Source organism: Phycicoccus ginsengisoli, from assembly GCF_054779295.1.
Window position 1 is genome coordinate 295,972 of sequence record NZ_BAAGYN010000004.1, and the last position, 23,939, is coordinate 319,910.

Here is a 23,939-nt window from a genome sequence, read left to right on the forward strand (position 1 = left end):
CCCGAGGTATGCCGAGCAACCGTTGTTTTGTGCGGGGCGGCGTCGGCCGGGGCGGGCTGGCCACGGGTCCTGAGGCGGGGCGTACGCCGGGCGGGGCCGTTTTGGAAGTGGCCGCGGGCGTGGGGTAACCTCGTGCCTCGCGCCACCTCCCGTGGCGCGGCGGAGATTGGGCTCACGGGCCTATAGCTCAGACGGTTAGAGCGCTTCCCTGATAAGGAAGAGGCCACAGGTTCAAGTCCTGTTAGGCCCACCAATCCCGATCCCCGCGGTTCCTCGGTGAGGGAAGGCGGAGTCCGTGAAGAAGCTCCTGCTCCTGGTCGCGACCGCCATCGGCGCCGCGGCGATCCAGAAGAAGCTCAAGGACCAGCAGGCCGAGAAGGACCTCTGGGCCGAGGCGACCGACTCCCCGAGGTAGCGCGGTTCCGCGGCCACCAGGCCGCCGGATCCGCTCGGGGGCCATGGCGCAATTGGTAGCGCACCTGCTTTGCAAGCAGGGGGTTAGGGGTTCGAGTCCCCTTGGCTCCACCACAGTTCACGAGGCCCCTCCCGCCGTTGTCGGGAGGGGCCTTCATCGCGTCGCCGCCAGGTGCGCCCTGCCCGGCGGGACGTCATCGCAGGTGGAGGATCCGGTCGAGCAGGGACGGCACGACGAGGGCCACCAGCAGCACGCCGTTCACCGACAGGGCGACCCGCGCCGGGCGCTGGGCCGGGTCACGGTGCAGGGAGTGCCAGGCCAGGGCGACCCCGGCGATCAGGGGTGCCGCCCAGAGCAAGGTCATCGTCGTCCATCCGAGCCAGCCCTCGACGTACGGCATCTCGCCGCTGGCAGTCTCGAAGCCGAAGAGCTGGGCGATGGGGCCCGTGAAGGCGATGAAGAGCACCGTCCAGGCCGCGAACACGGCGAGCATCCACAGCGAGGTCAGCGCCTGGATCCGGGGCCGGTGAATCGCGGTGCGGGGGTCGTGCGTGCGTCTGGGGTGGTGGGTGGTCATGGGGTCCACCTCCTTGCCCCACCAGCGTGACCGTGGCCCGGCACCTGCGGCAGGGGCGAAGGTCCCAGCCGCCCGTCAGGGACCGAGCAGCACCCGGGGAACCCGGCAGTTGAGGCCGACGTCGTTGAGCCGGTCGACCAGCGGCCGGCCGTCGACCTTCGGCAACGCCAGCGTGGCCGGTTTCCCCGAGGCGAGCTGCCGGGCGTAGGCGTCCCGCGCCGCCACGAGCCGCTCCCAGTCCTGCACCCACTCCGGCGCCGGCACGTCCGCCGCGAGGCGGACCTCGCCGAGCCCGCGCATCCGGGCGACCAGCTCGAGCACTGCGTCGTCCTGGGCGTTGACGGCACCGACGCGTTGCCGCAGGGTCGCGGCCGGTCCGACGGCCGCTGCGGCCGCCGACTCCCGCATCTGCGCGCACGCCACGGACGCGACCGCGGTGATGTCCGGGTTCTCGATGACCGCCGGGTTGTCGGTGGTGGCGAAGCTCCACAGCCGGCTGAAGGCGGCACCCACCGTCACGAGGGCCAGCACCACCGCGACCCGCGCGCCCCAGAGCCTCCACCGCGACGTCGCCATCGACCCCATCCTGACCCACTGCGGGCCGGCCGCAACCCGTCAGAAGGAGGAGCGGGCATCCACCGAGAAGCAGCCGGATGGGGTCGGGACGGCGGTGGTCCTCGACGCGGACCGCGAGCGGTGGGCTGCCCGCGCGCAGGCGGTGTCTTCAGTCGGCCCGCGGAGCTGGCAGGTCGGCCGCGTGCGCGATACCGGGGGGTCCCGGGAGCGGGCGGCGGGGCTCGCGCACCCCGGCGGTTCCGTCGTCGCCCGGCCCGCCGGCGGCATACGTGCCGACCAGCGCCCGGCCACGCAGGCGGCGGTGCCGGTACACGGTCACCACCCCGTGCCAGGCGGGTGCGGGCATCGCCCGGCGCGCGGCCAGCACCGCCTCGGACGGGCTCGCCGCGCTGATCTGTGCCCGGAAGTCGCGAACCACCCGGCCGTCCCCCACGTGCACGTCGTATGTCGCCATGGCGTCCAGCCTGCGCGCTCGCGCACTCACTCACAAGGGCTCGCCCGGATCCCCTGCGCTAGCCTCGCAGGCATGCCGCAGCCGGACCCCGAGGACAGTCGCCGTCGGGTTCCGCGGACCGACACCGTGCTGGCCGATCCGCAGCTCGCGCAGGCGGTCTCACGACTGGGCCGCGACCGTGTCCTGGATGCCGTGCGCTCGGCGCAACAGCTCGCCCGCGAGGGCGCCATCGACCCTTCGCAGGTCGCGGCGACGGCAAGGGCCGCGCTCCCCCGCCGCGCCACGTCGCTCGTCCCCGTGGTCAACGCCACCGGCGTGGTCGTGCACACCAACCTGGGCCGCGCCCCCCTCTCCGCGGCGGCGGTCGAGGCCATGGTCGCCGCAGCGGGGTACGTCGACGTCGAGCTCGACCTCGCCTCGGGGCGGCGCTCACGCCGCGGGCGTGGGGCGATCGAGGCCCTCCTCGCCGCCGTGCCCGGGGCGGAGGCGGCCCTGGTCGTCACCAACGGTGCGGCTGCCCTCGTGCTGGCCACCACGGCCCTGGCCGGTGCGGGCGGCGAGGTCCTCGTGAGCCGCGGCGAGATGGTCGAGATCGGCGACGGGTTCCGCCTGCCCGACCTGGTGGAGAGCACCGGCGGGCGGCTGCGCGAGGTGGGGACGACCAACCGCACCACCCTCGGCGACTACGCGGCGGCGCTTGGGCCGCGCACCGGGTGCGTCCTCAAGGTGCACCCCAGCAACTTCCGGGTCGAGGGCTTCACCTCGTCGGTCCCCGTCGAGGAGCTCGCGACCCTCGGGGTCCCGGTCGTCCACGACATCGGCAGCGGCCTGCTGGCGCCGGCCCCCCTGCTCCCGGCCGAGCCGGACGCCGCCGCAGCCCTGCGGGCGGGGGCGTCCGTCGTCACCTGCTCCGGGGACAAGCTGCTCGGTGGCCCCCAGGCGGGGATCATCCTGGGCCGGGCCGAGGTGGTCGAACGCCTGCGACGGCACCCGCTGGCCCGCGCCGTGCGGGCCGACAAGACGACCCTGGCGGCACTCGAGGCGACCGTGCGCGGACCGCGCACCCCGGTGTGGGACCACCTCGAGGCCGATGAGGCCAGCCTGCACCGGCGGTGCACCGCCCTCGCCGCGCGGCTGCCCGAGCAGCTCGAGGCGTCGGTCGTCCCCAGTGTGGGAGTCGTCGGTGGGGGCGGCGCCCCGGGCCGGGAGCTGCCCGGGTGGGCGGTGTCGCTGCCGGAGTCGGCGGCGGCCGCCCTGCGCGCCCAGGACCCGCCGGTGCTGGCGCGGGTCGAGCGCGGCCGCTGCCTCGTCGACCTGCGGTGCGTCCCCGAGCAGGACGACCCCACGGTCGCCGCGGCGCTGGCCCGGCTCCCCCGCTGACGGTGCGAGCCGAGACCGCGCCGCGCTGACGGCGGGTCACTGGTGCCCGGCCACTCCCGGGCGTTGTCGCGTCAGGCCGTGATGGTCCCGCCCTCGAAGGTGCAGGTCAGGCCGCCACCGGCCGTGGAGGTCGTGTCAGTCACGGGATACCCGTACGGCCCGCTCGCGCCACCGGCTGCCTGCCACTGGGTGAGCACCGCGCCGTACACGCGCCGGGCAGCCCCACTGCCGAGCGCCCACAACTCGCCCTTCGTGAACTTCTGGTAGGCGCCCCTGCTGGTCGCGACCCGAGCACTCGAGGGGTACCCGAGGACGCCCGTCTCGCGGCCGGCTGCCTGCCATGCCGTCCACATGACACCCGCGACGACCTGGGTCGCCGTCTCCCGACTGTCCGTGATGGCGCCACCCTGGAAGGTCTGGATCCAGTAGTAACCGCCGAGGCCGTAGACAAGACCGCTGGTCGGGTAGCCCAGGAGCCCGCTCTCGCGGCCGTTCTCGCGCCAGAGCGTCCACCGCACGGACGTCACCGACTGCTTGGCCGTGGAGAGGCTGTCGGTGACGGCACCGTACTGGAAGAGCTGGATCCACCCCCCGTCCCTCAGCCCGAAGGTGAGGTCGCTGACGGGGTAGCCCAGCGCCGGGCGTTCCACACCCCAGCTGGCCCAGGTCCAGCTGTTCATCGCCCGGGCGCCGGTCGCGCTGGACCACACGATCCACCCTCCCTGGTAGGAGACGTAGCGGCCCCGGCCGTCCCCGATGGCCTTTTCCGGTCCTGTGGAGGCCTTGAGGAAGGACCGCTGCTCGCCCATCGCCTTGTACTTCGCCGAGATCGCCCCCCACTGGGGCAGCAGCGGCGAGCTGTGCTCCGCCGTGCGGTTGTCGCTCAGCGAGGTGGTCGTGCAGGCCGCCCACGTGTACGGCGCGACGCAGCTGACGACGCGGCAGTGCACGCCGCCGGAGCACTTCACCTGGGTGTTGCACTGGCCGTACCGGAACGCGTTGCAGCAGACCCGGCGCTGATCGCAGGTGGCGGTCGACCCGGTGCCGCACGAGCAGGACCAGCACCGGCTGTCGCAGATGCCGTCGCTGCACCCGGTCGTGCACTTCGAGCAGGAGGCGTTGCAGTCGACGATGTAGCGGTACCCCCCGCCGCACCACGAGGAGTCGGCGGCCTTCCACCACCCCGCCGCGAAGCTGCCGGGCGGGCAGGTGTTCACCCCCTTGTTCACCGTGGCGCAGAAGACCGTCCAGCCGCTCGAGGCGGTGTTCCCGGGCCCGCAGATGGTGGCGTATGCCGCGACGGGCCGCAGCGCGTACTCCTTGGGCCTGGTGGCCAGGGCCGTGGCGGCGACGGTCGCCCCGAGCAGGACGCCTCGGCGTGAGACGGGACGCAGGCGCTGGGCCAGCCGGCTCACGACGCCGGCCATGCCGCCGGGGCCCGGTCCGCTGGTCAGGTCCTCGAGGGTGCTCACGGCCGGCCTCCCTGCCGGAGAAGGGTCTCGCGGTCGGTGATGCGCAGGCTCTCGACGAGGGTGGCCGCCCGCCGGACCGAGGCCATCCTGCGCGCGTGGCTGCCGAGCACGGTGAACAGGCAGAACCCCCGGCCGCCGGAGCTGAAGAAGTGCTGCGAGGCACTCATCCCCGGCAGCGGTCGCTGGAGCCGGTTGGGGGCGAACTGCGACGGCGCGAGCCGGGGCAGTCCCTGCTTCTCGAACAGCCCCTGGTCGGCGACCTCGGAGCCGTAGTCGACGAGCGCGACGAACACGTCGTCCGGCCCCAGCAGGTCCACGACGCCGGTGCCGAAATCCTCGCGCACGGCGGGCAGGGGTCGGGTGCAGGCGTGCAGCACCGGGCGGGTCACGTCCTGCTCCGCACCGGCGGCCAGGCGCGCGCCGGGAGCGAGCGGCTCGGCGCCCGGGCGGCGGGTCACCTCGACGTGCCACCCCCGCGGCGCATCGGCCCGCAGGCCGTAGCGGTCAGCCATGCCTCACCCACTCCCGATCGAGGTGGCCAGCAGCACCGCCGCCGCACCGCCCAACGTCACTGTAGCCACGATGCGTGCCGGTTTTGCCCAGCGTTCGACCCTTTCGAAGACCCGGTGCAGCGACTCGCGGTGGTGCACGCGGACCATGAGCAGCGACGGGAGGGCGCGGACGAGTCCGAAGACCCCGCCGACGAGCAGCCCCACGCGCAGGTCGCCGGAGAGCACCGCCAGCAGCACCGCGGCATACGTCGTGGCGCTCGTGACGATCGTGACCAGGCCGAACCCGAGCTGCGCACCGAACCCCAGCCCCATCACCCAGCCGCGGTACTCGTCGAGCCAGGCGACGTCGACCTGCCGGCGCCACGACGGCAGCGCCGCGGCTCCCCGCAGGTCGAGGACGAGCCCCACGAGCAGCAGGGCGGCGGCGAGGCCGAGGACCCAGGAGGACGAGCGCACCCCAACGGGGACGAGCGCCCCCAGGGCAGCGGCGAGGGCGCCGAGGGCCAGGCCGCCGGCCAGCGACCCGAGGAGGTATGCCGTGGTGGTCAGCCACCAGCGTGAGCTGCGTGCCCGCTCCCCGAGCGGGCTGATGCTCGAGAGCATCGACTCGCCTCAAGGGGACCACGTGGCCCGGACGGCGGCGACGACCGCCATCGGGACCCCGAGGACGAGGGAGAGGGTCGTCGCGTCCACGGCGGTCAGGCGTCGTGGTCGTGCGAGTGGTCGTGCGAGTGGTCGTGCGAGTGGTCGTGCGAGTGGTGGTGCGCGTGCCCGGTCGCGTCGACGGGCTCGGGGTCCGGGGACGTGAACAGGCTGGGGTGACCGGGCGTGATGCCGGACGCCTGCAGCTCTGCGTCGATGCGCGTCAGGCTGTCGCGTCCCCCGTCGTCGAGGGACGGCGCGGAGCCCACCGGCCCCGGACCGGTGCGCCCCGCCGCGACCCGGGCCTCGTCGGCGTCCGTGACGCCCTGCGCCATGAGGTCGCGCACCTGGGCCCACGTGGTGGCCGAGCCCTCACCGGTGACGGTGCCACCCTCGACGTAGACGAAGTAGGGCGAGCCGGGGATGTCGTAGTCGACCCAGGCCCGGCTCGACTGGACCACGTCGAGGCGGCCGGCGAGGGCCTTGAGGCCGCTGACCGACTCCTCCTCCGGACCCTTGGCGACGACCACGAGCGACCCGTCGCCGGGGACGTCGACCTCCTGCTGGAACTCCTCCCAGAAGGTCTGGCACACGCTGCACCCGCTGGTGAGGAACGCCAGCAGTGTCCGGGTGCCGGGGGCGGTCACGTCGTGCCGCCGCTCGGCGCGGTCCAGCCCGGTGCCGGCCACGTCGTGGCCCCGCGCGGAGTCGTGCCGGGTGGCGGGGACGACCCCGCTCTCGAGCTCGACCGGCACGGGGCCGGGCGCGCCGCCGCTGGTGGCGCGGGTGACCCCGGTGCCGGCGTCCTTCTCGAGCTCCAGACCCGCGCCGAGCTCGTGCAGGGCCTTGAGGATGAGGGCGTGGCTGCGCAGCAGGCCCAGGACGAGCAGGCCGAGCAGGACGATGGCGACGCCTTCGGCGACGACGGCGGCGAGCATGGGGATCAGCCCTTCGTGGTGCTGCGGACGGCGGCGGGTGTCGTCGTCGGGAGGACGACCATCACCTGCCAGGCGAGGAAGGCGATGACGACGGCGAGGCCGGCGGTCGCGAGGGTGGGGGCCTCGACGCCGGCCCAGGGGGTGCGGGGTGGCGCCGCCGCGACGAGGGCTGCGACCAGGAACGCGGCGCCGGTCAGGGCCGCGTGGGTGCGGGTGGCGGGCGTGTCCGGCGTTCCGAAGCAGCCGCAGGAGCCGAGCACCCCACCGCGGGTCAGGACCCGGACGACGAACGCGGTGAACACGAGGTAGGCCGCGGCCACCAGCCCGGCGGCATACCGGCCGGGTGCGAGCAGGGCCCAGAGACCGACGAGCACCTCCGTGGCCGCGAAGCCGCGGACGAGGTGACGGTGGACGGGCAGGCCGACCGAGCGCACCGCACGCACGAGGGGCAGCGGGTCCAGCACCTTGGGCACCCCGGCCACCACGAGCAGTCCCGCCGCGGCGAGGAACGGTCCGGCCACGACGCCCCACATGTCACCCCACGCTACGTCACGACGGGGGCCGCCGGACGCAACCGGGGACGGGCGTCCCACGATGTCGTCCCGCGACCCCCGCTTGAGAGGTGGTGCGGGTGGCGCTCAGGCCGAGGTGTCCGGGCCCTTGGCGTCCTCGGCGGCGTCCTGGGCGGTCTCCGCGGCGCCCTGGGCAGCCCCCTTGGTCCGGTTGGCCGTCCCGGAGGCCTTGTCCTTGGCGCTCGAGGCGGCGTCGGCGGCCTTGTCCTTGGCGTCGGAGGCCTTGTCCTTCACGGCGTCCGCGGCCGAGGAGGCCTTGTCCTTCGCCGCGTCGGCGAGGCTGGAGACCTTCTCGGTGCCGGTGCTCACCGACGAGCTGCGCCCTGCCGAGGGCGCGGTGTACGGGTCGTCCAGCGGCGTGGCCCAGGGGTCCTCGCGGGGCGCCGACTTGCGGAAGGCGGCGAACGCCGCCGCCGCAGCGGCGATGACGCCGAGGACGATGAGGACCCTGCCCTTGCGCCGCCGCGGCTTGGCAACCGCGTCGCCCGTGAGGACGGAGTACGCCGCGGACGAGCGCTCGGCTGCGTCACCGGCGGCGTCGCGCGCGGACTCCTTGGCCGCCGCCGAGGCCGCGGCGACGGCGGCGATCGCCTCGGCGACCTTGGGCAGGAGGGAGTCGACGATGGTGTCGCGGGCGCTGTCCACCTTGGGGGCCAGGCTCTCCACGGCCTCCTGCAGCTTCGGGGCCGCCACCTCGATGCCGTGGTCCACCTTGGGCTTGGCCCAGTCGCGGGCGGCCTCCACGTGCGGACCCGCCCAGTCCTTGGCCGAGGAGGCCGCCTCACGCGCGACCTCGGCGGCCGGAACCACGCGCTCCTTCAGCGCGCCCGCGTAGTCCGCGGCGTTCTGGGCCGTCTGCTGCACGGCCTCGCTGGCCTGTTCGGTCTTCGTCCTGGTGCGGAACACCATGCCTCCCGTGGGCTGTCGCGGACATTGGTCTCGCCGTCCATCCTGCCGTGTTTCGGCTGGTCGGCAAGCCCGCCGCCGGCCACGGACCCCTCGCCGGGGCCCCGTGGCCGGCGGCGCACGCCGGCTCCCGGCGGCCTCGCTCGGCCGGGCCCCGGGGGCCGTGACAGGATGGCGACCATGGACGTCACCCTCAAGACCAACCATGGGGACATCAAGGTCACCCTCTTCCCCGACCACGCGCCGAAGACGGTGCGCAACTTCGTCGGCCTGGCCAAGGGCGAGCAGGAGTACCGCGACGACGCGGGCCGCTCCAACCCCACGCCGTTCTACGACGGGCTGGTCTTCCACCGCATCATCCCGGGCTTCATGATCCAGGGCGGCTGCCCCCTCGGCCAGGGCACCGGTGGGCCGGGCTACACCTTCGACGACGAGATCAGCCCCGACAAGGACTTCACGAAGCCCTACATGCTCGCGATGGCCAACGCCGGCAAGCGCATGGGCAAGGGCACCAACGGCTCGCAGTTCTTCATCACCGTCGGCCCGACCACCTGGCTGCAGGGCAAGCACACGATCTTCGGCGAGGTGGCCGACGGTCCCAGCCGCGAGGTGGTCGACAAGATCGCCACCGTGCGCACCGGCGCGAACGACAAGCCGGTCGAGGACGTTGTCATCGAACAGGTCGTCGTCAACGACTGAGCCGCCCCGACCGGTCCCGGTGTCCCCGACCCAGAGCCGGCCGGTGCACCCCGACCCGGAAGGTCACGCATGACCCAGCCCCCGCCCCACGGCGCCTCCCCCCAACAGGAGGCGCCGCCGGTCTGTCCGCGCCACCCCGACCGGGTCTCGTACGTGCGCTGCCAGCGGTGCCAGCGCCCGGTGTGCCCCGAGTGCCAGCGCCCGGCGGCCGTGGGCGTGCAGTGCGTCGACTGCGTGCGCGAGCAGGCCAGGACGGTGCGGTCGACCCGGACGGTCCTCGGCGGTCGGCCGCACGGTGCCCCCGTGGTGTCCTACGCGATCATCGGGCTGTGCGTGCTCGTCTACGTCCTGCAGCTCGCCGTGCCCGGGCTGACCCGCGACATCGGGTTCGTGCCGGCCCTCGGGCGCAGCGAGCCGTGGCGGTTCCTCACCTCCGCCTTCGCGCACAGCCCCAGCCAGATCACCCACATCCTGTTCAACATGCTCGCCCTGTGGGTGGTCGGCGCGCAGTACCTCGAGCGGCTGCTCGGCGGGGTGCGGTATGCCGCGGTGTACCTCGTCTCGGCCATCGGTGGCGGGGTGTGCTACCTGCTGCTGAGCAGCCCCCCGCAGATCGTCGGCGGGCAGCTGGTCGGCGGCACCAACTGGTTCACCCTCGCGGTCGGTGCCTCGGGTGCCGTCTTCGGCCTCTTCGGCGCCCTCGTCGTGGTCAACCGCAAGCTGGGCCTGTCCAACGGCGGGATCTGGGCGACCATCGGCATCAACGCCGTGATCGGGTTCGTCGTGCCCGGCATTGCCTGGCAGGCGCACCTCGGCGGGCTGCTCACCGGGGCCGCCTGTGCCGGGGTGCTCGTCGGCCTCAACGGCCGGGAGAGCCGGCGGTGGCAGTGGCCCGCGCTGGCCGGGGTGCTGGCGCTGCTGGTCGTGCTGGCGGTGGTCAAGTACGCGGTGACGCCGGACCTCGCGCAGCTGCTCGGCGGCTGAACCCGCCCCGGACTCGGCCGAGCGCCGCATACGTCCCGGTTCGGGCTCTTCGTCCTCGGCCGGGTGCGGGACGAGCCGCTCCTACCAGCGCCGTATTACACGCCTGTCATTCTGTCCCCAGCTGTGAACAACCCTGTGGACAACCGGCGGCCTGTGGACAGACCGGGGGTCAGCGCCAGCGGGTCGTCATCCCGAAGCCGACGAGCATGAGGCCGAAGCCGATGCCGAGGTTCCAGCGGCCGAGCGACTCGACCGGGAAGCGCTGCGAGGTGATGTAGAAGACGACGATCCAGAGCAGGCCGACGACCATCAGCGTCAGCATCACGGGGACGAACCATGCCGGGTTGCCGACCTTGGGCTTCGCCGGCTTGCTGGGCGGGGTGTAGGCGCGCTTCTCGCGGCCCTTGGACTCCGGCACGGGTTCACTCCTTGCGAGTTCGAGCGGCGTTCGGACCGCCGTGACGTGTGGCATAGCGTAGTGCCATGCCCGACCAGAAGCTGACGTGGCTGACGCGCCGCCCGACGCCCTGGTCGGCGCTCGTCCCCCTGGTCGCACTGGGTGCCGGCATCCTCTTCGCGACCAGCGCGACGACCGCCAAGGGCACCGACCTGCGCTCCTCCGCCTCGGACCTGCCGGCGGTGATCCGCGAGCACGGCCGCAGCAACGCGCGCGAGGCCGAGCAGGTGGGGTCCCTGCGTGCGGAGGTCGACCGCCTGTCCGCCCAGCAGGCCCCCGGGGACCTGCGGGTCACCCAGCTCAGCCGGCAGGCCGACCGGCTCCAGCTCGCCGCCGGGACGGAGGCCGTGACCGGGCCGGTGGTCCGGGTCGCCCTGACCGACGCCAAGAACGTGCCCGACACCCTGCCCGACGGGTTCACCCTCGACGACTACGTCGTGCACCAGCAGGACGTCCAGGCGGTGGTCAACGCGCTGTGGCAGGGCGGCGCCGAGGCGATGATGCTCATGGACCAGCGGGTCGTCTCGACCAGCGCCGTGCGGTGCGTGGGCAACACCCTCATCCTCCAGGGCCGGGTCTACTCCCCGCCCTACGTCGTCACCGCCATGGGCGACCCCATGGCGCTGCGGGCCGCGCTGCGCGCCAGCCCGGAGGTCCAGATCTACCAGCAGTACGTCGGTGCCGTCGGGCTCGGCTACGACGTCCAGACCCGGCCCGAGCAGACCTTCCCGGCGTACGCGGGGTCGATCAACCTGCAGTACGCCAAGGCCGGCACGTGAAGGCGCTGCGCTGGTCGCTCGGCGTGGTCGGGGACCTGCTCGTGACCGCCGGCGCGCTCCTGCTGCTCTTCGTCGCGTGGCAGCTGTGGTGGACCGACGTCACGGCGAACCGGGTCCAGGACGGCACCGTCCACGCGCTCTCCCGCGACTTCGCGGGCGCACGCACCGGCGGTTCGGCCGGCGAGACGCCGTCGGCGGTCCCGTTCGGCAAGGCGTTCGCGATCCTGCGCATCCCGCGGCTCGGCGCCGACTACGCGCGACCCGTGCTGGAGGGCACGAGCCAGGACATCCTGCAGCAGGGGGTCGGCCACTACACGGGCACGGCGCAGCCGGGCGCCATGGGCAACTTCGCCGTCGCCGGCCACCGCACCACCTACGGCCGCCCGTTCCACGACATCGACCGGCTGCGCGCCGGTGACCGCATCGTCGTCGAGACGAAGCAGGCCTACAGCGTGTACGTCGTGCGGCGGCACGAGATCGTGGCGCCCACCGCCGTCCGCGTGATCGCGCCCGTGCCCGACAAGCCGGGGGCCACCCCGACCGGGCGCTGGATGACCCTGACCGCCTGCCACCCGAAGTACAGCGCGGCCGAGCGGTACGTCGTGTTCGCGCAGCTCGACCAGACCTACCCGCGGTCCCAGGGACTGCCCACGGGCACCCTCGCCGCCCCGAAGGGAGACTGACCCGTGCTGTATGCCGCGATCTGGCGCGCCCTGCCCGGCCCCCTCGTGGTGCGGGTCCTGCTCGCCCTGGTCCTCCTCGCCGCGGTGGTGGCGTTCTGCTTCCTGTGGCTCTTCCCCCGGATCGCGCCGTCGATGCCCTTCAACGACAACACCGTGGACCGCGGGCCGGCGGCAGCCCTCGCCACGGTCTCGAGGGTGGTGGCGTCGTGACGCGCGTGCTGGTGGTCGACAACTACGACTCCTTCGTCTTCACCATCGTGGGCTACCTGCAGCAGCTGGGGGCGCAGTGCGAGGTGGTGCGCAACGACGCCATCAGCCCGGCGGCAGGCGCCGAGTTCGACGGCGTCCTGGTCTCGCCGGGCCCCGGGACGCCGGAGAAGGCGGGGGTGTCGATGGCGATGATCGAGGCCTGCGCCGAGCGGGCGCAGCCGATGCTCGGCGTCTGCCTCGGCCACCAGGCACTGGGCGTCGTCCTGGGGGCCACGGTCGCTCGCGCCCCCGAGCTGCTCCACGGCAAGACCTCCAGGGTCCTCCACGACGGGACGGGGGTGCTGGAGGGGCTGCCCTCACCGTTCACCGCCACCAGGTACCACTCCCTGACCATCGAGCCCGGCACGGTGCCGGAGGTGCTGGTGCCGAACGGGCACACCGAGTCCGGGATCATCATGGCCGCCCGGCACCGGGACCTGCCGCTGCACGGCGTGCAGTTCCACCCCGAGAGCGTCCTCACCGAGGGTGGTCACCGGATCCTCGGGAACTGGCTGGCCCGGTGCGGGCTCGCCGACGCCGTCGAGCGGTCGACCGGGCTCAGCCCGCTCGTGCGCGACGCGGAGGGCGTGGCGCGGGTCGTCGCCGCCGGCGACTGACCGCCTCAGGAGGGCGGCGGCGTGGTGGGCAGCGTCGGCAGGGTGGGCGTCGGGGTCTCGGTGGTCGTCGGCGGAGCCGTCGGCGTGGTGGCCGTCGTGGTCGGGGTGGGGGTGGGCGCCTGGGCGACCGTGATGGTGATCGTCGTCCCGTCGTCGACCTTGGTGCCGTCCTTGATGCTCTGCGCGATGACCGTGTTCTCGGGCTCGGTGCTCTCCTTGAACACCGTCTTGATGTTGAGGCCCTTCTCGCTCAGGGCGTCCGAGGCGTCGTTGCGGGTGCGGCCGACGACGTCCGGCACGGTCACCTTGCCCGAGGAGAGGGTCAGCACGACCTCGCTCCCCGCGGCCACGGTGGTGCCCGCGCCGGGAGAGGTCTCCACGACCTTGCCCTTGTCCACCCCGGAGTCGTCGACGGACTTGGTCTGCGAGGCCACCTTGAGGTCGAGGTTGGCCAGCGTGGTGCGGGCCTCGTCCGCCGCGTATCCCTTGAGGTCGGGCACCTGGACGGTGTCCGGGCCCTTGGAGACGCTCAGCTGCACCTGGCTGCCCTTCGGTGCCTTCTCGCCGTCGCCGGGGTTCTGGTCGACGACGGTGCCGACGTCCTTGGGGCTGGCGACGTCCATCCGCTCGGGCACCAGGCCCGCGGCCCGGATCCTGGCCTCGGCCGTCTCCACGGGCAGGTTCACGACGCCGGGCACCGTCACCGTCGCGGTGGTGTCAGGGGCCCGGTTGAGCAGCGACTTGCCGGCGAGCACGAGCAGCGCGAGCGCGCCGACCACGGCGAGCAGCAGCAGCACGTAGGCGAAGCCGCGCCGCCTGCGCGGCTCCTCGTCCGGGTCGTGCCCGATGGCCGGCAGCGACGCGGTGTTGCCGCGCTCGGCGGCCGGCGTCCCGGCATACCCGGGCTCGGTCGGGATGACCGTGGTGGCCGCGCCGGTCAGCGGCGCCAGGGCCACCGTCGCGGGGGCGCTGGCGAGCGACGCGGTGCCCCGCGCACCGTCGCTGATGGGTCGGCCCAGCCGCGCGGCCTGCAGGTCGGCCCGGAACGCGGTCGCGTCCTGGTAGCGGGCCTCGCGGTCCTTGGCCAGCGCGTGCAGGACCACGGCGTCGAGGGCCGGCGGCACGTCGGGGTTGAGCGCCGACGGGCGCAGCGGCGCCTGCTCCACGTGCTGGTAGGCGATGGCGACCGGGGACTCGGCCTGGAACGGCGGCCGGCCGGTGAGCAGCTCGAACAGCAGGCAGCCGGTGGAGTACAGGTCGGAGCGGGCGTCGACGTGCCTGCCCTGGGCCTGCTCCGGCGAGAGGTACTGCGCGGTGCCGATGACGGCCTGGGTCTGGGTCATCGTCGCGTTGGAGTCCGCGATGGCCCGGGCGATGCCGAAGTCCATCACCTTGATCTCGCCGTGCCGCCCGATCATCACGTTGGCCGGCTTGATGTCGCGGTGGACGATCCCCATGCGGTGGCTGTAGGCGAGGGCGTCGAGCACGCCCTCGGTGATGCGGGCGGCCTCGGCAGGGTCGAGCGGTGAGCGCTCCTCGAGGAGCTGGCGCAGGGTCTGGCCCTCGACGTACTCCATGACGATGTACGGCGCGGGCCGGGTGGCGCCACCCGACTCGGTGACGGTGTCCTCGCCGGAGTCGTACACCGCGACGATCGAGGCGTGGTTGAGGCCGGCCGCGGACTGCGCCTCGCGGCGGAAGCGGACGAGAAAGGAGCTGTCGCGCGCCAGGTCCGAGCGCAGCATCTTGATGGCGACCGGGCGACCGAGCCTCGTGTCGTGCCCGAGGTGCACCTCGGCCATGCCACCACGGCCGAGCAGCTCACCGACCTCGTAGCGGCCCCCCAGGACCTGTCGTGCGATCACTTCTTCTTCTCTCCCTTGCCGTGACCCTTGCCCTGCGAGTGGCCCCCAGCGGGCTGCGGTGTGCTGGCGGCGGGTCGCGCACTGCTCGTCGTCGGGCGGGGGCGCGCCGTCGTCGTCGCGGACGGGACCGAGGTGCTCGACGGCGTGCCCGGGCCGGACGGGCCCGGCGTGGGGCTCCCACCGGCGCGGCTCCCCAGTGCGACCACGACGAGCAGCACCACCACGACCGCGACCAGGCCGGTCAGCGGAAGCAGCCAGGCCGGCCGGCGGGTGTCGTGCTCGACCGTGCTCTCCGTGACGCGCAGGGCCGCCTGGGCCGGCGTCGTCACGAGCACCGACGTGGGCAGCGCCTGGTCCGGCCCGAGGTTGGGGACACCGGCGACCACCGGGGTCACCGCCGAGCGCGCGCCGGGCAGGAGGTGCTCGGGGACCTCGCCCTCGGGCAGCGAGAGCGCCTCGGCGAAGGCGGCCGCGCTCGCCGGCCGCTGGGTGGGGTTCTTCGCCAGGGCCGCCATCACCGTGGTCCGCAGCGGGTCGTGGATCTCGTCGGAGAGCTGGGGTGCGGGCTGGCTGACGTGGGCCAGTGCGGTCGTGACCATGGTGTCGCCGGAGAACGGGCGGCGGCCCGTGAGCATCTCGTACCCGACGACCGCGAGGGCGTACACGTCGCTCAGCGGGCCGGCCGGCTCCCCCTGGGCCTGTTCGGGGGAGAGGTAGTGCGGGGTGCCGAGCACCTCGCCCGTCTGGGTCATCGGCGCCTCGTTGAGCGCTCGGGCGATGCCGAAGTCGGTGAGCTTGGCGTACCCGTCGGCGTTGACGACGATGTTCGCGGGCTTGACGTCCCGGTGGACGACGCCGGCCTGGTGCGCGGCGTCGAGCGCGCGGGCGGTCTGCACCAGGATGTCGCGCACCTCGTCCTGCGGCATCGGCGCGCGGTCCCTGATGATCGTCGACAGCGGCTCACCCTCGAGCAGCTCCATCACGAGGTACGCCGTGCCCTCGTCGTCGCCGAAGTCGTGGACCGTGCCGATGTTGGGGTGGCTCAGGCCGCCGCTGTGGCGCGCCTCGGCGTGGAACCGCTCGACGAAGGCCTCGTTGTCCGAGCCGTCCGGCCGCAGCACCTTGACCGCGACGTCCCGGTCGAGGGTGGCGTCGTGGGCGCGCCAGACCTCGCCCATCCCCCCGGCGGCGATGCGCTCGACGAGGCGGTAGCGGTCGGCCAGGACCTGCCCGGTGTCGAAGCTCATCGGCCCAGCACCGCTTCCATGACCGCCTTGGCGATGGGGGCCGCGACCCGGCCGCCGTAGGCCTCGTTGCCGGCGTTGCCGCCGTCCTCGACCACGACCGCCACCGCGACCTTGGGGTCCTGGGCGGGCGCGAAGGAGATGAACCACGCGTGCGGGGCCTCGCCCTTGGCGTGCTGCGCGGTGCCCGTCTTGCCGGCGACCTCGACACCGCTGATCTGGGCGGCGGTGCCCGTGCCCGACTTCACGACGGTCTCCATCATGCGGGTCAGGGCGGCAGCGGTGTTGGCCGAGACGGCCTGGGACAGCTGCTCCGGCTGGGCCTCGTCGATGGTCTCGAGGTCGGAGGAGGTGACCTTGGAGACGAGGTACGGCTTCATCACGATGCCCTTGTTGGCAATCGCCGCGGCGACCATGGCCATCTGCAGCGGTGTGACGCGGACGTCGTACTGACCGATCGCGGCCTGGGCCAGCTGCGGCTCGTTGAGCTGGGCCGGGACGCTGCTGGGGGTCACGGGCATGGGGATCGAGATGCGGTCGCCGATGCCGAACTTGGCCGCCTGCGACCGGAACGCGTCGGCGCCGAGCTGCATGCCCAGCCAGCCGTATGCCGTGTTGCACGAGATCTCGAGGGCGTGGGTGAGCGAGGTCTTGCCGTTCGGCCCGCAGGGTTGGCCGTCGTCGGTCGGCAGGTTGACCGTGGTCTGCGGCAGGTCGAGGGACGCCGGGCCGGGGATCTGGCTCTCCTCGGTGAACTTGCCCGACTCCAGGGCCGCCGCGGTCGTCACCACCTTGAAGGTCGAGCCCGGCGGGTAGAGGTTGCCGCCGATGGCCCGGTCGACCATGGGCTGGGAGCTGTCGGCGTTGAGCTTCTTCCAGGCGGCGACGACCTTGGCCGTGTCGTGGCTGCTCAGCACGGAGGGGTCGTAGGACGGGTGGCTGACGAGGGCGAGCACCTCGCCGGTGCTGGGGTTGAGGGCCACGACCGCCCCGCGCTGGTTGCCCAGCGCCTTGTCGGCGGCAGCCTGCGCCTTGGCGTTCAGGGTGAGCTCGAGGCTGGCGCCGGTCTGCTCCTTGCCGGTGAGGATGTCCGACACGCGCCGGTAGAAGAGCTTGTCGGACGAGCCCGACAGGAGGGAGTTCTCGGCGCCCTCGATGCCGCCCCCGGCGCCGTACGTGAACGAGTAGTAGCCCGTGACGTGGGCGTAGAGGTCCTTCTTGGGGTAGGTCCGCAACCACTTGAGCTCGTCGTCGGCGGGCACCGACTTGGCGATCGGGGTGCCGTCCACGAGGATCTGGCCGCGCTCGCGGGCGTACGTGGACAGCAGGGTGCGGCGGTTGTCGGGACGGTCGTTGAGCGACTTGGCCTGCACGAACTGGATGAGCGTCGTGGACACGAGCAGCGCGGCGAACAGCAGCGCGACGACGGTCGACAGGCGGCGGATGGGGGCGTTCACCGGACCGGCACCACTTCGGTGCGTGCCTCGGCGGCCGCGCTGGGCCCCTCGGGCCCCTCGGCCACCGGCCGGCGGGCGCGGTCGCTGATCCGCAGCAGCAGCGCGACGAGGGACCAGTTGGCGAGCAGGGAGGAGCCACCGTAGGACAGGAACGGCATGGTCAGGCCGGTGAGCGGGATCACCCGGGTGACGCCGCCGACGACCACGAAGCACTGCAGGGCCACCGAGAAGGACAGGCCCGCGGCGAGCAGCTTGCCGAAGCCGTCCCGGACCCCCAGTGCCGTGCGCATGCCCCGCTCGACGATGAGGACGTAGCAGACCAGCAGGGCGAAGACGCCGATCAGCCCGAGCTCCTCCCCGAAGCTGGGGACGATGAAGTCGGACTCGGCGAAGTAGGTGAGGTCGGGGCGCCCGCGGCCCAGGCCGGTGCCGAGCAGGCCGCCCGCCGCCATGCCCATGAGCCCCTTGGCCACTTGGTCGGACTGGCCGGGGGCGAACGGGTCGAGCCACAGCTGCACCCGCTCCTGCACGTGGCCGAAGATGAGGTAGGCGACGTAGGCGCCGGCGCAGAAGAGCGTCAGGCCGATGGCGATCCACGAGATCCGCTCGGTCGCGACGTAGAGCATCGCCACGAAGAGCCCGAACAGCAGCAGCGAGGAACCCAGGTCGGTCTCGAAGACGAGCACGCCGAGCGACAGGACCCACGCCAGGAGGATCGGCCCCAGGTCCCTGCCACGCGGCAGGGTGAGCCCGAGGACCTTGCGCCCCGCCAGCGACAGCGCGTCGCGCGTCTGCACGAGGTAGCCGGCGAAGAAGACGGCCAGCAGGATCTTGGCCACCTCACCGGGCTGGAAGGTGAACGGCCCCAGGCCGATCCAGATGCGCGAGCCGTAGACCGACCGCCCGATGCCCGGCACGAGCGGCAGGATGAGCAGTACGAACGCCGCGACCGCAGCGGTGAAGGTGTACCGCCGCAGCACCCGGTGGTCGCGCAGGAACCAGATGACGCCCGCGGCGATGGCGACCGACAGCGCGCTCCAGGTCAGCTGCTTGAGGGCCAGGCCCTCGCCGAGGCTGCGGCCGTGGGCCAGGTCGAGCCGGTGGATCATCACGAGGCCGAGCCCGTTGAGCAGGGTGACGATGGGCAACAGGAGCGGGTCGGCGTAGGCGGCCTTCCAGCGCAGCAGCAGGTGGAACCCGACGGCCAGCACGAGGAGCCCGGCCACCTGGGTGGTCAGGCCGGGCGGGACACTTCCGCTCACCGCGAGCGAGACGTTGACGTAGGCCAGGACGACGATGCCGACGGCGAGCAGCAGCAGCACCAGCTCGACGTTGCGGCGGGTGCGCGGGGGGTGGCTCGAGACGGTCGTCATGGTGTCGCGCGCGTCGACGGGCTGCTCGTGGCGCCGGTCGTCGTGGTCGGGGCCGTCGTGGTCGACGTCGTGGGGCTCGGGGTGGTCGGCGCGGTCGAGCTGCCGTCGCACCCGCCGCCGGTGGCGCGGGCCACGGCGCACCGCGACGCCTCGAGGCGCAGCTCGCTGACCAGGTCCTCGGCAGCGGGGAGGTTGTCGGTGGAGACGGTGGACTGGACCTTGTTGCGGTAGAAGTCGGGCAGGTCCGAGACCTGGACGTCGGTCTGCTGCTCGACGTGGGACAGGGAGATCGGCCCGATGTCCTGCGAGACTCCCTGGAAGACCGCTACGCGACCGTCGTTGGCCCCCACGAACCACTGCCGCTGGGTCCAGGCGTACGCGGCGTAGGCGCCTCCGCCGATCACGACCAGCGCCACGACCAGCAGGGCCAGGCGGCGCACCCAGCGCCCGGGGCCGGCCGGACCCTCCTCGGCCAGCGCCACGCCGTCGTCCCCGTCGTCGCCGGCCGCCTCGCGGGCGAGCGCGGCGGCCTTGCCCGCGGGGGTCAGCGGGATGGGACGGGTGCCGGTGTGGCCGCTGCGCGCCGCCGCGGCGCCGACGATCTGCGGCTGGGTCGGGGTGTCCTGGGTGCGCGCGGCGTCGAGGACGTCGCCGATGACGATGGTGACGTTGTCGGGGGCACCGGCCTTGAGGGCGAGCTCGACGAGGCGGTCGGCCGTGCGGCCCGGGGAGTCGCCGGCGGTGAGCACCTCGGCGACGGTGTCGGCGGCGACGTAGTCCGTGAGGCCGTCGGACGCGATGAGGTAGCGGTCACCGATCCGGGCCTCGCGGACGGCGATGTCGGGCTCGTCGTCCGGGGCGCCGGTGAGCACCCGGGTGACCAGCGACCGCTGGGGGTGGCCGATCGCCTCGTCCGCGGTGATCCGGCCCTCGTCGACGAGGCTCTGGACGAACGAGTGGTCCTTGGTGATCTGGGTGACCTCACCGTCGCGGACGAGGAAGGCACGCGAGTCGCCGATATGGGCGAGGACCAGCTTGTTGCGCGAGCGGAGGATGGCGATGAGGGTCGTGCCCATGCCGTGCAGGCTCGGGTCCTGGCGGACCATGTCGGCGAGCTCGGCGTTGGCCGACTCGATCCGCTCGAGCAGGGCCTTGCCCGCCTCCGCGGACCCGTGCGCCTCGTCGTCGAGGTCGACCAGCGCGCCGATGACCACGGACGAGGCGATGTCCCCGCCCGCGTGCCCGCCCATGCCGTCGGCCATGGCGAGCAGCCGGGACCCGGCATACCCGGAGTCCTGGTTCTCCGACCGCACCATCCCGACGTCGGAGCGGGCAGCGTAGTTGAACGCGAAGGGCATCTGGTCGCTGCCTAACGCCGCAGCTCGAGGACGGTCTTGCCGATGCGCAGGCTGGTGCCGGCGTCGACCCGGACGGGCTCGGTGAGCCGCTGGGCGCCCAGCCAGGTCCCGTTGGTCGACCCGAGGTCCTCGACGAACCAGGCACCGTCACGCTGGTACACGCGGGCGTGCCGGCCGCTGGCGAAGTCGTCGTCGAGGACGAGCGCGCACTCTGGGCTGCGGCCGATGACGGTGCCGGCCTCGCGCAGCGGTAGCGAGGTCCCGGTGAGGGAACCCTGGGTGACGACGAGCGTGCGCGGGCTCGAGGAGTGCGGCTGCCGCTTGGCCGGCCGCGGCTGCTCCCGGGCGGGTGGGGTCGCACCGCGGGCGGGGCGGGCCGACCGGCGCGGCGTGCGGCTGACGACGCGGGTGCCGTACAGGTCGCCGCGCAGCACGCCCACCACGCTGAACACGAAGACCCACAGGAGGACGAGCAGGCCGAGGCGGATGATCGTCAGGGTGAGCTCACTCATGCGGGGACATCACCGCCGACCGGCGCGGTAGACGACAGAGGTGCGGCCCACCGTGATCCGGTCCCCGTCGGACAGGCGCTGGCTGCTGATCCTCTCGCTGTTGACGAACGTCCCGTTGGTCGAGCCGAGGTCGCGGATGCTCGCGACCAGGTGCGGACCGTCGTGGGTCACCCGGATCTCGCTGTGGCGCCGGGAGATGCCGGGGTCGTCGAGGATGATGTCGGCGCTGTCGTCGCGGCCGAGCACCGTGATGGCCCCCATGAGCGGGTACCGCTCGCCGTCGACGTCGAGCCACGGGCGGTCGGCCGGGTTGGTGCGCCGCGGTGCCGCCGGCTGGACCGGCGCCTGCCGTTGGGTGGCCTCGAGACCGTCGGCGTCCGGGGCCGACACCGGCGGCGGCACGGGTGCCGGGGCGGGTGCCGGTGCGGGCGATGCCGCCGGCGCGCGGCTCGGAGCGGCGCCGGGTCGCCGGGCGGTGGAGGTCCGCAGCCGGAAGACGCCGGTCTCGAGGTCGTTGGCGCTGGAGAAGGCGACCTGGATGGGGCCGCCCGGCTGGTAGCGCTGGGACTCGGCGTGCTCCTGGGCGGCCGCGATGAGCTCGTTCTCGAGCTCCTCGTCATAGCCGCCGAGGCGGTCGTAGTCGGTGTCGGACAGCTCGACGGTGTAGAGGTTGGGGACGATGGTGCGCCCCGGGCCGAGGATGGCGGCGCGGTCGTCCATGGCGCGGCGGATGGCGCTCGCGATCTCGACCGGCTGCACCTCGGACTTGAAGGCTCGCGCGAAGGCACCGTTGACGGCGCGCTCGAGGCGTCGCTCGACGCGGTCGAACAGTCCCACCGCTCGCTCTCCTTCCGTGTGTCCGGCACACGATCGTAACCGGGTCCCGTGGGTGCAGCCGCGTCGCCGGGCGGGACGAAGCGACCCGTGTCGACCCGGTTTGGCGATCGGTGGGCGCGTACCCCACAATAGGGCGGTCCACGCGCAAGTGGCGGAACGGCAGACGCGCTGTCTTCAGGTGGCAGTGTCCTTATGGGCGTGGGGGTTCAAATCCCCCCTTGCGCACGCGAGAACGATGGGCCCCGACCTCTCGGTCGGGGCCCATCGTCGTCTCCTGGGGCCCATCGTTCTCGCGTCTGGACGGATGGCGGGATTGGGAGGAGAAAGGTCGCTCAGCGACCGAAAGACGGTTCCCCCCTTGCGCACACAGAGCTGGGGAAAGCCCCAGAACCAGAGGCCGGGATCGGTGCCACAGGCACGGGTCCCCGCCTTTCGGGTCCCCGATGCCGGCCCGCCCCACAGGGCAGCCTGGCGGAGTTGGATTCCCCCACGGAGCGGGGGCGTCCAGCTTGGCCGAGCTGCGTGAGCTGCTGCTGGCGCAGGTCGACGAGCTCGCGGCTGAGGCCTGGGAGATCGGTCAGGCCGGCCCGGGGCACGACCGCCTGGTCGACAAGCTGGCACCCGACTATGACGATGGCCTTCGCCCGGTCCTGATGGAGGCGGACGAGCCGACCCCGGCTAGCGCCGCCGACGAGCTAGGCGACATCAACTGGTACAACCCGTGACTGACCGCAGTGCCCCTACCCGTCCCTGGGTGGGGGCACTGACCCGTGCGGGGGCGGTTTGCACGCGTCGAGTCCTGTTGCCCGTCGAGGACCGAAGCAATGTCGCGGCGGTTGTCAGCCGGGTATCGCCCGCGGCTGCCCGCAGCCCTCGACCCGAAGACTGGGCGGCAGCGGACCAAGCCGCGACCTCAAGACCTACGGTCTGACAAGGCGGCTTCAGTAAGGCCGAGGTCAAGAATGCGCCGTTGCCGGTCATGCGCTCGTCAAGGGCGCCTCAACGCGGTCCGGTATGACCGATAGGGGCCCTACGTTCTGTTCTACGCCCGGGCTCGGTTCACGGGTCGGGGATTATCGGGGGGAACAGAATGAAGAGGATCTACCCATTCCTGGCAGCCGGGGGTTGCGGCCACGATCATTGGCCTGACGGCGGGAGCGGCTGGCGCTGAACCAGTTGGCCCGTCCATCACGCCGGCGATGAGGGACGAGGCATTCGTCGAGAGGGTTGCCGGGGTCGACGTCGCGCCCGTTGCCTCGGATGCTGCCACCGACGTGAACGGTGCGACCATCACAGCGCCAGCCAACCGGACGTTCACAACGTCAGACTCGATGATTGCCGTGCTCCAGACCGGTCAGACGGAGGCGAGGTTTGGGCTTCCGTCCGGTGTCGACGTGGCCATTTCTCCTGAGGGTGGCGGTACGCCCGGTGCCGTCGTGTTGACCGACTCTGCTGGCAACGTCGCGGTTCTCGATGCGCCCTGGGCAAAGGACAGCAGGGGCGTGAGCCTCCCGACGAGCTACAGCGTGGAGGGCAGCGACCTTGTGCAGACCGTCGACACCGCGGGGGCTGTCTTCCCGATCGCTGCGGACCCGAAGGTGACGTACTCGTGGATGTACACGAAGAAGACGGTGTACTTCAACAAGTCGGAAACGGGTCGTCTCGCGGCTGGAGGAGGTCTTGCGAGGCTCGTGACGAGCTCCATCCCTGGACTCAACCTCGTGACCGGTGTCCTGACTGCCGTTGCCGCCGGGGCCGTCGTCCTGGGGAAGTGCGTGGCCATCACAGGAACGAACACCACGTTCGTTCCTGGCGCGGCGGTCCCGTACTACTACTCTGGCGGCTACTGCCAGTGAGCGCGGCACGTATCGTCACAGTACGCGAGAGGGGAACCCAATGATCGTGCTCATCGGCGTCGCCGCGTTCATCGTCGCAGCGCTGCTCAGCTACGCCCAGGCCACTCAGGGGCGGACGGTCGCGTCCTACGCGGTCGGTGCACAGCTGCTCGGAATCATCGTGTTCCTTCTGCTCGGGGAGCGCTACTACCAGCCGCTCGGGTTGTTCATGGCAGGCACGCTGTTGGGTTCATTCGCGGCATTCACCAAGCGCCGCCTGCTGAGCTGACAGGGTCACCGTGGATGGCGCCGACTGTCGCCATGAGCGCACGGATGTCGACCGGACGTGCAGGCGCGGGCTCGCGTCGTCGGTGAACTCGGTCGGAAGGCATTCTGAAGAAGGTGCGACTGCAGGGGAAACCCCCACCCCTGCGCCGGAACGTCCCCCCTTGCGCACTGAACGAAGAAGGTCCCGACATTTTTCGTCGGGGCCTTCTTCGTTCACCTGGTGACACGGCGGGATTCTGGGAGGACCGGCGAGGAACG

Annotated in this window: 28 protein-coding genes and 3 tRNA genes; 14 read left to right on the plus strand and 17 right to left on the minus strand. The window is 72.7% G+C overall.

What is annotated here, in order from left to right:
• Positions 1-176 precede the first annotated feature (176 nt).
• The 3 genes from ACYVDO_RS08735 (at position 177) to ACYVDO_RS08745 (ending at position 528) form a co-directional block, all read left to right on the plus strand.
• A tRNA-Ile gene (locus ACYVDO_RS08735) sits at positions 177-253 on the plus strand.
• A gap of 42 nt (positions 254-295) precedes the next feature.
• Positions 296-415, plus strand: coding sequence for a DLW-39 family protein (locus ACYVDO_RS08740; RefSeq protein ID WP_310152148.1), 120 nt, complete (start codon positions 296-298; stop codon positions 413-415).
• Between the two features lie 37 nt (positions 416-452).
• Positions 453-528: transfer RNA gene (locus ACYVDO_RS08745), tRNA-Ala, on the plus strand.
• A gap of 80 nt (positions 529-608) precedes the next feature.
• Here the strand turns inward: ACYVDO_RS08745 and ACYVDO_RS08750 are convergent.
• The 3 genes from ACYVDO_RS08750 to ACYVDO_RS08760 form a co-directional block, all read right to left on the minus strand.
• Positions 609-992 carry a hypothetical protein gene (locus ACYVDO_RS08750; protein WP_460934816.1) on the minus strand — a complete coding sequence of 128 codons (384 nt, stop codon included), beginning with the start codon at positions 990-992 and terminating at the stop codon, positions 609-611.
• A gap of 75 nt (positions 993-1,067) precedes the next feature.
• Positions 1,068-1,568, minus strand: coding sequence for a hypothetical protein (locus ACYVDO_RS08755; RefSeq protein WP_460934818.1), 501 nt, complete (start codon positions 1,566-1,568; stop codon positions 1,068-1,070).
• A 148-nt stretch (positions 1,569-1,716) separates the two neighbouring features.
• Positions 1,717-2,022 carry a hypothetical protein gene (locus ACYVDO_RS08760; protein ID WP_460934820.1) on the minus strand — a complete coding sequence of 102 codons (306 nt, stop codon included), beginning with the start codon at positions 2,020-2,022 and terminating at the stop codon, positions 1,717-1,719.
• Between the two features lie 72 nt (positions 2,023-2,094).
• On the opposite strand from ACYVDO_RS08760, the gene selA reads away from it, so the two are divergent.
• Positions 2,095-3,402: an L-seryl-tRNA(Sec) selenium transferase gene (gene selA / locus ACYVDO_RS08765; RefSeq protein ID WP_460934822.1), complete on the plus strand. Its 1,308-nt coding sequence runs from the start codon at positions 2,095-2,097 to the stop codon at positions 3,400-3,402.
• A gap of 71 nt (positions 3,403-3,473) precedes the next feature.
• On the opposite strand, the gene ACYVDO_RS08770 is transcribed toward selA, so the two are convergent.
• The 6 genes from ACYVDO_RS08770 to ACYVDO_RS08795 all read right to left on the minus strand — a co-directional run bounded on the left by ACYVDO_RS08770 (position 3,474) and on the right by ACYVDO_RS08795 (position 8,444).
• Positions 3,474-4,874 carry an LGFP repeat-containing protein gene (locus ACYVDO_RS08770; protein WP_460934824.1) on the minus strand — a complete coding sequence of 467 codons (1,401 nt, stop codon included), beginning with the start codon at positions 4,872-4,874 and terminating at the stop codon, positions 3,474-3,476.
• Positions 4,871-5,386: a hypothetical protein gene (locus ACYVDO_RS08775; RefSeq protein WP_460934827.1), complete on the minus strand. Its 516-nt coding sequence runs from the start codon at positions 5,384-5,386 to the stop codon at positions 4,871-4,873. Before ACYVDO_RS08775 ends, ACYVDO_RS08770 begins: the two co-directional genes overlap by 4 nt.
• Before the next feature lie 3 nt (positions 5,387-5,389).
• The gene (locus tag ACYVDO_RS08780) at positions 5,390-5,989 is read right to left on the minus strand and encodes a hypothetical protein (RefSeq protein ID WP_460934829.1); all 600 of its coding nucleotides are present in this window, start codon (positions 5,987-5,989) and stop codon (positions 5,390-5,392) included.
• Positions 5,990-6,084: 95 nt separating this feature from the next.
• Positions 6,085-6,966 (minus strand): hypothetical protein, encoded by an 882-nt coding sequence (locus ACYVDO_RS08785; protein ID WP_460934831.1) that lies wholly within the window; start codon positions 6,964-6,966, stop codon positions 6,085-6,087.
• A gap of 5 nt (positions 6,967-6,971) precedes the next feature.
• Positions 6,972-7,499: a MauE/DoxX family redox-associated membrane protein gene (locus ACYVDO_RS08790; protein WP_460934833.1), complete on the minus strand. Its 528-nt coding sequence runs from the start codon at positions 7,497-7,499 to the stop codon at positions 6,972-6,974.
• A 105-nt stretch (positions 7,500-7,604) separates the two neighbouring features.
• Complete coding sequence (locus tag ACYVDO_RS08795) at positions 7,605-8,444, minus strand: hypothetical protein (RefSeq protein WP_460934835.1); 840 nt, start codon at positions 8,442-8,444, stop codon at positions 7,605-7,607.
• A 180-nt stretch (positions 8,445-8,624) separates the two neighbouring features.
• Here ACYVDO_RS08795 and ACYVDO_RS08800 point away from each other — a divergent pair, with 180 nt between their 5' ends.
• Positions 8,625-9,143, plus strand: a complete 519-nt coding sequence (locus ACYVDO_RS08800; protein ID WP_460934837.1) for a peptidylprolyl isomerase — start codon at positions 8,625-8,627, stop codon at positions 9,141-9,143.
• Positions 9,144-9,212: 69 nt separating this feature from the next.
• The gene (locus ACYVDO_RS08805) at positions 9,213-10,127 is read left to right on the plus strand and encodes a rhomboid family intramembrane serine protease (RefSeq protein ID WP_460934839.1); all 915 of its coding nucleotides are present in this window, start codon (positions 9,213-9,215) and stop codon (positions 10,125-10,127) included.
• Positions 10,128-10,296: 169 nt separating this feature from the next.
• Here ACYVDO_RS08805 and ACYVDO_RS08810 read toward each other — a convergent pair whose 3' ends face one another.
• Positions 10,297-10,545 carry a cell division protein CrgA gene (locus ACYVDO_RS08810; RefSeq protein ID WP_310152181.1) on the minus strand — a complete coding sequence of 83 codons (249 nt, stop codon included), beginning with the start codon at positions 10,543-10,545 and terminating at the stop codon, positions 10,297-10,299.
• 65 nt (positions 10,546-10,610) lie between these two features.
• Here ACYVDO_RS08810 and ACYVDO_RS08815 point away from each other — a divergent pair, with 65 nt between their 5' ends.
• From ACYVDO_RS08815 to ACYVDO_RS08830, 4 genes are read left to right on the plus strand one after another with little or no spacing between them, the layout of a single operon-like run.
• The gene (locus ACYVDO_RS08815; protein WP_460934841.1) at positions 10,611-11,363 is read left to right on the plus strand and encodes a DUF881 domain-containing protein; all 753 of its coding nucleotides are present in this window, start codon (positions 10,611-10,613) and stop codon (positions 11,361-11,363) included.
• On the plus strand, positions 11,360-12,046 hold the full coding sequence (locus ACYVDO_RS08820; RefSeq protein ID WP_460934843.1) for a class E sortase: 687 nt from the start codon (positions 11,360-11,362) through the stop codon (positions 12,044-12,046). Before ACYVDO_RS08815 ends, ACYVDO_RS08820 begins: the two co-directional genes overlap by 4 nt.
• Positions 12,047-12,049: 3 nt before the next feature.
• Positions 12,050-12,256: a hypothetical protein gene (locus ACYVDO_RS08825; RefSeq protein ID WP_460934845.1), complete on the plus strand. Its 207-nt coding sequence runs from the start codon at positions 12,050-12,052 to the stop codon at positions 12,254-12,256.
• The gene (locus ACYVDO_RS08830; protein WP_460934848.1) at positions 12,253-12,912 is read left to right on the plus strand and encodes an aminodeoxychorismate/anthranilate synthase component II; all 660 of its coding nucleotides are present in this window, start codon (positions 12,253-12,255) and stop codon (positions 12,910-12,912) included. Before ACYVDO_RS08825 ends, ACYVDO_RS08830 begins: the two co-directional genes overlap by 4 nt.
• A gap of 5 nt (positions 12,913-12,917) precedes the next feature.
• On the opposite strand, the gene pknB is transcribed toward ACYVDO_RS08830, so the two are convergent.
• From pknB to ACYVDO_RS08865, 7 genes are read right to left on the minus strand one after another with little or no spacing between them, the layout of a single operon-like run.
• A complete protein-coding gene (gene pknB / locus ACYVDO_RS08835) occupies positions 12,918-14,777 on the minus strand; it encodes a Stk1 family PASTA domain-containing Ser/Thr kinase (RefSeq protein WP_460934850.1) in 1,860 nt (619 codons plus the stop codon).
• Complete coding sequence (locus tag ACYVDO_RS08840; RefSeq protein WP_460934852.1) at positions 14,774-16,024, minus strand: serine/threonine-protein kinase; 1,251 nt, start codon at positions 16,022-16,024, stop codon at positions 14,774-14,776. The genes pknB and ACYVDO_RS08840 overlap by 4 nt, the downstream gene beginning before the upstream one ends.
• Positions 16,021-17,478, minus strand: a complete 1,458-nt coding sequence (locus tag ACYVDO_RS08845; RefSeq protein WP_460934854.1) for a peptidoglycan D,D-transpeptidase FtsI family protein — start codon at positions 17,476-17,478, stop codon at positions 16,021-16,023. Before ACYVDO_RS08845 ends, ACYVDO_RS08840 begins: the two co-directional genes overlap by 4 nt.
• Positions 17,475-18,851 (minus strand): FtsW/RodA/SpoVE family cell cycle protein, encoded by a 1,377-nt coding sequence (locus ACYVDO_RS08850; RefSeq protein ID WP_460935061.1) that lies wholly within the window; start codon positions 18,849-18,851, stop codon positions 17,475-17,477. The genes ACYVDO_RS08845 and ACYVDO_RS08850 overlap by 4 nt, the downstream gene beginning before the upstream one ends.
• A complete protein-coding gene (locus tag ACYVDO_RS08855) occupies positions 18,848-20,209 on the minus strand; it encodes a PP2C family protein-serine/threonine phosphatase (RefSeq protein ID WP_460934857.1) in 1,362 nt (453 codons plus the stop codon). Before ACYVDO_RS08855 ends, ACYVDO_RS08850 begins: the two co-directional genes overlap by 4 nt.
• Positions 20,210-20,220: 11 nt before the next feature.
• Entirely contained in the window at positions 20,221-20,721 is a 501-nt protein-coding gene (locus ACYVDO_RS08860) for an FHA domain-containing protein FhaB/FipA (RefSeq protein ID WP_460934859.1), read from the minus strand.
• A 9-nt stretch (positions 20,722-20,730) separates the two neighbouring features.
• Positions 20,731-21,558: an FhaA domain-containing protein gene (locus ACYVDO_RS08865; protein WP_460934861.1), complete on the minus strand. Its 828-nt coding sequence runs from the start codon at positions 21,556-21,558 to the stop codon at positions 20,731-20,733.
• 142 nt (positions 21,559-21,700) lie between these two features.
• On the opposite strand from ACYVDO_RS08865, the gene ACYVDO_RS08870 reads away from it, so the two are divergent.
• From ACYVDO_RS08870 to ACYVDO_RS08885, 4 genes are all read left to right on the plus strand, one after another.
• A tRNA-Leu gene (locus ACYVDO_RS08870) sits at positions 21,701-21,783 on the plus strand.
• 284 nt (positions 21,784-22,067) lie between these two features.
• Positions 22,068-22,283 carry a hypothetical protein gene (locus tag ACYVDO_RS08875; RefSeq protein ID WP_460934863.1) on the plus strand — a complete coding sequence of 72 codons (216 nt, stop codon included), beginning with the start codon at positions 22,068-22,070 and terminating at the stop codon, positions 22,281-22,283.
• A gap of 474 nt (positions 22,284-22,757) precedes the next feature.
• Entirely contained in the window at positions 22,758-23,414 is a 657-nt protein-coding gene (locus ACYVDO_RS08880) for a hypothetical protein (RefSeq protein ID WP_460934865.1), read from the plus strand.
• A 40-nt stretch (positions 23,415-23,454) separates the two neighbouring features.
• On the plus strand, positions 23,455-23,682 hold the full coding sequence (locus tag ACYVDO_RS08885; protein WP_460934867.1) for a hypothetical protein: 228 nt from the start codon (positions 23,455-23,457) through the stop codon (positions 23,680-23,682).
• The last annotated feature ends 257 nt before the right edge of the window (positions 23,683-23,939 follow it).

Bases quoted from the DNA above. Each gene is read 5' to 3' on its own strand.
- ACYVDO_RS08750 (WP_460934816.1), bottom strand. From the start codon at position 992: ATGACCACCCACCACCCCAGACGCACGCACGACCCCCGCACCGCGATT.
- ACYVDO_RS08755 (WP_460934818.1), bottom strand. From the start codon at position 1,568: ATGGCGACGTCGCGGTGGAGGCTCTGGGGCGCGCGGGTCGCGGTGGTG.
- ACYVDO_RS08760 (WP_460934820.1), bottom strand. From the start codon at position 2,022: ATGGCGACATACGACGTGCACGTGGGGGACGGCCGGGTGGTTCGCGAC.
- selA (WP_460934822.1), top strand. From the start codon at position 2,095: ATGCCGCAGCCGGACCCCGAGGACAGTCGCCGTCGGGTTCCGCGGACC.
- ACYVDO_RS08775 (WP_460934827.1), bottom strand. From the start codon at position 5,386: ATGGCTGACCGCTACGGCCTGCGGGCCGATGCGCCGCGGGGGTGGCAC.
- ACYVDO_RS08780 (WP_460934829.1), bottom strand. From the start codon at position 5,989: ATGCTCTCGAGCATCAGCCCGCTCGGGGAGCGGGCACGCAGCTCACGC.
- ACYVDO_RS08785 (WP_460934831.1), bottom strand. From the start codon at position 6,966: ATGCTCGCCGCCGTCGTCGCCGAAGGCGTCGCCATCGTCCTGCTCGGC.
- ACYVDO_RS08790 (WP_460934833.1), bottom strand. From the start codon at position 7,499: ATGTGGGGCGTCGTGGCCGGACCGTTCCTCGCCGCGGCGGGACTGCTC.
- ACYVDO_RS08800 (WP_460934837.1), top strand. From the start codon at position 8,625: ATGGACGTCACCCTCAAGACCAACCATGGGGACATCAAGGTCACCCTC.
- ACYVDO_RS08805 (WP_460934839.1), top strand. From the start codon at position 9,213: ATGACCCAGCCCCCGCCCCACGGCGCCTCCCCCCAACAGGAGGCGCCG.
- ACYVDO_RS08815 (WP_460934841.1), top strand. From the start codon at position 10,611: ATGCCCGACCAGAAGCTGACGTGGCTGACGCGCCGCCCGACGCCCTGG.
- ACYVDO_RS08840 (WP_460934852.1), bottom strand. From the start codon at position 16,024: ATGAGCTTCGACACCGGGCAGGTCCTGGCCGACCGCTACCGCCTCGTC.
- ACYVDO_RS08850 (WP_460935061.1), bottom strand. From the start codon at position 18,851: ATGACGACCGTCTCGAGCCACCCCCCGCGCACCCGCCGCAACGTCGAG.
- ACYVDO_RS08855 (WP_460934857.1), bottom strand. From the start codon at position 20,209: ATGCCCTTCGCGTTCAACTACGCTGCCCGCTCCGACGTCGGGATGGTG.
- ACYVDO_RS08860 (WP_460934859.1), bottom strand. From the start codon at position 20,721: ATGAGTGAGCTCACCCTGACGATCATCCGCCTCGGCCTGCTCGTCCTC.
- ACYVDO_RS08880 (WP_460934865.1), top strand. From the start codon at position 22,758: ATGAGGGACGAGGCATTCGTCGAGAGGGTTGCCGGGGTCGACGTCGCG.
- ACYVDO_RS08885 (WP_460934867.1), top strand. From the start codon at position 23,455: ATGATCGTGCTCATCGGCGTCGCCGCGTTCATCGTCGCAGCGCTGCTC.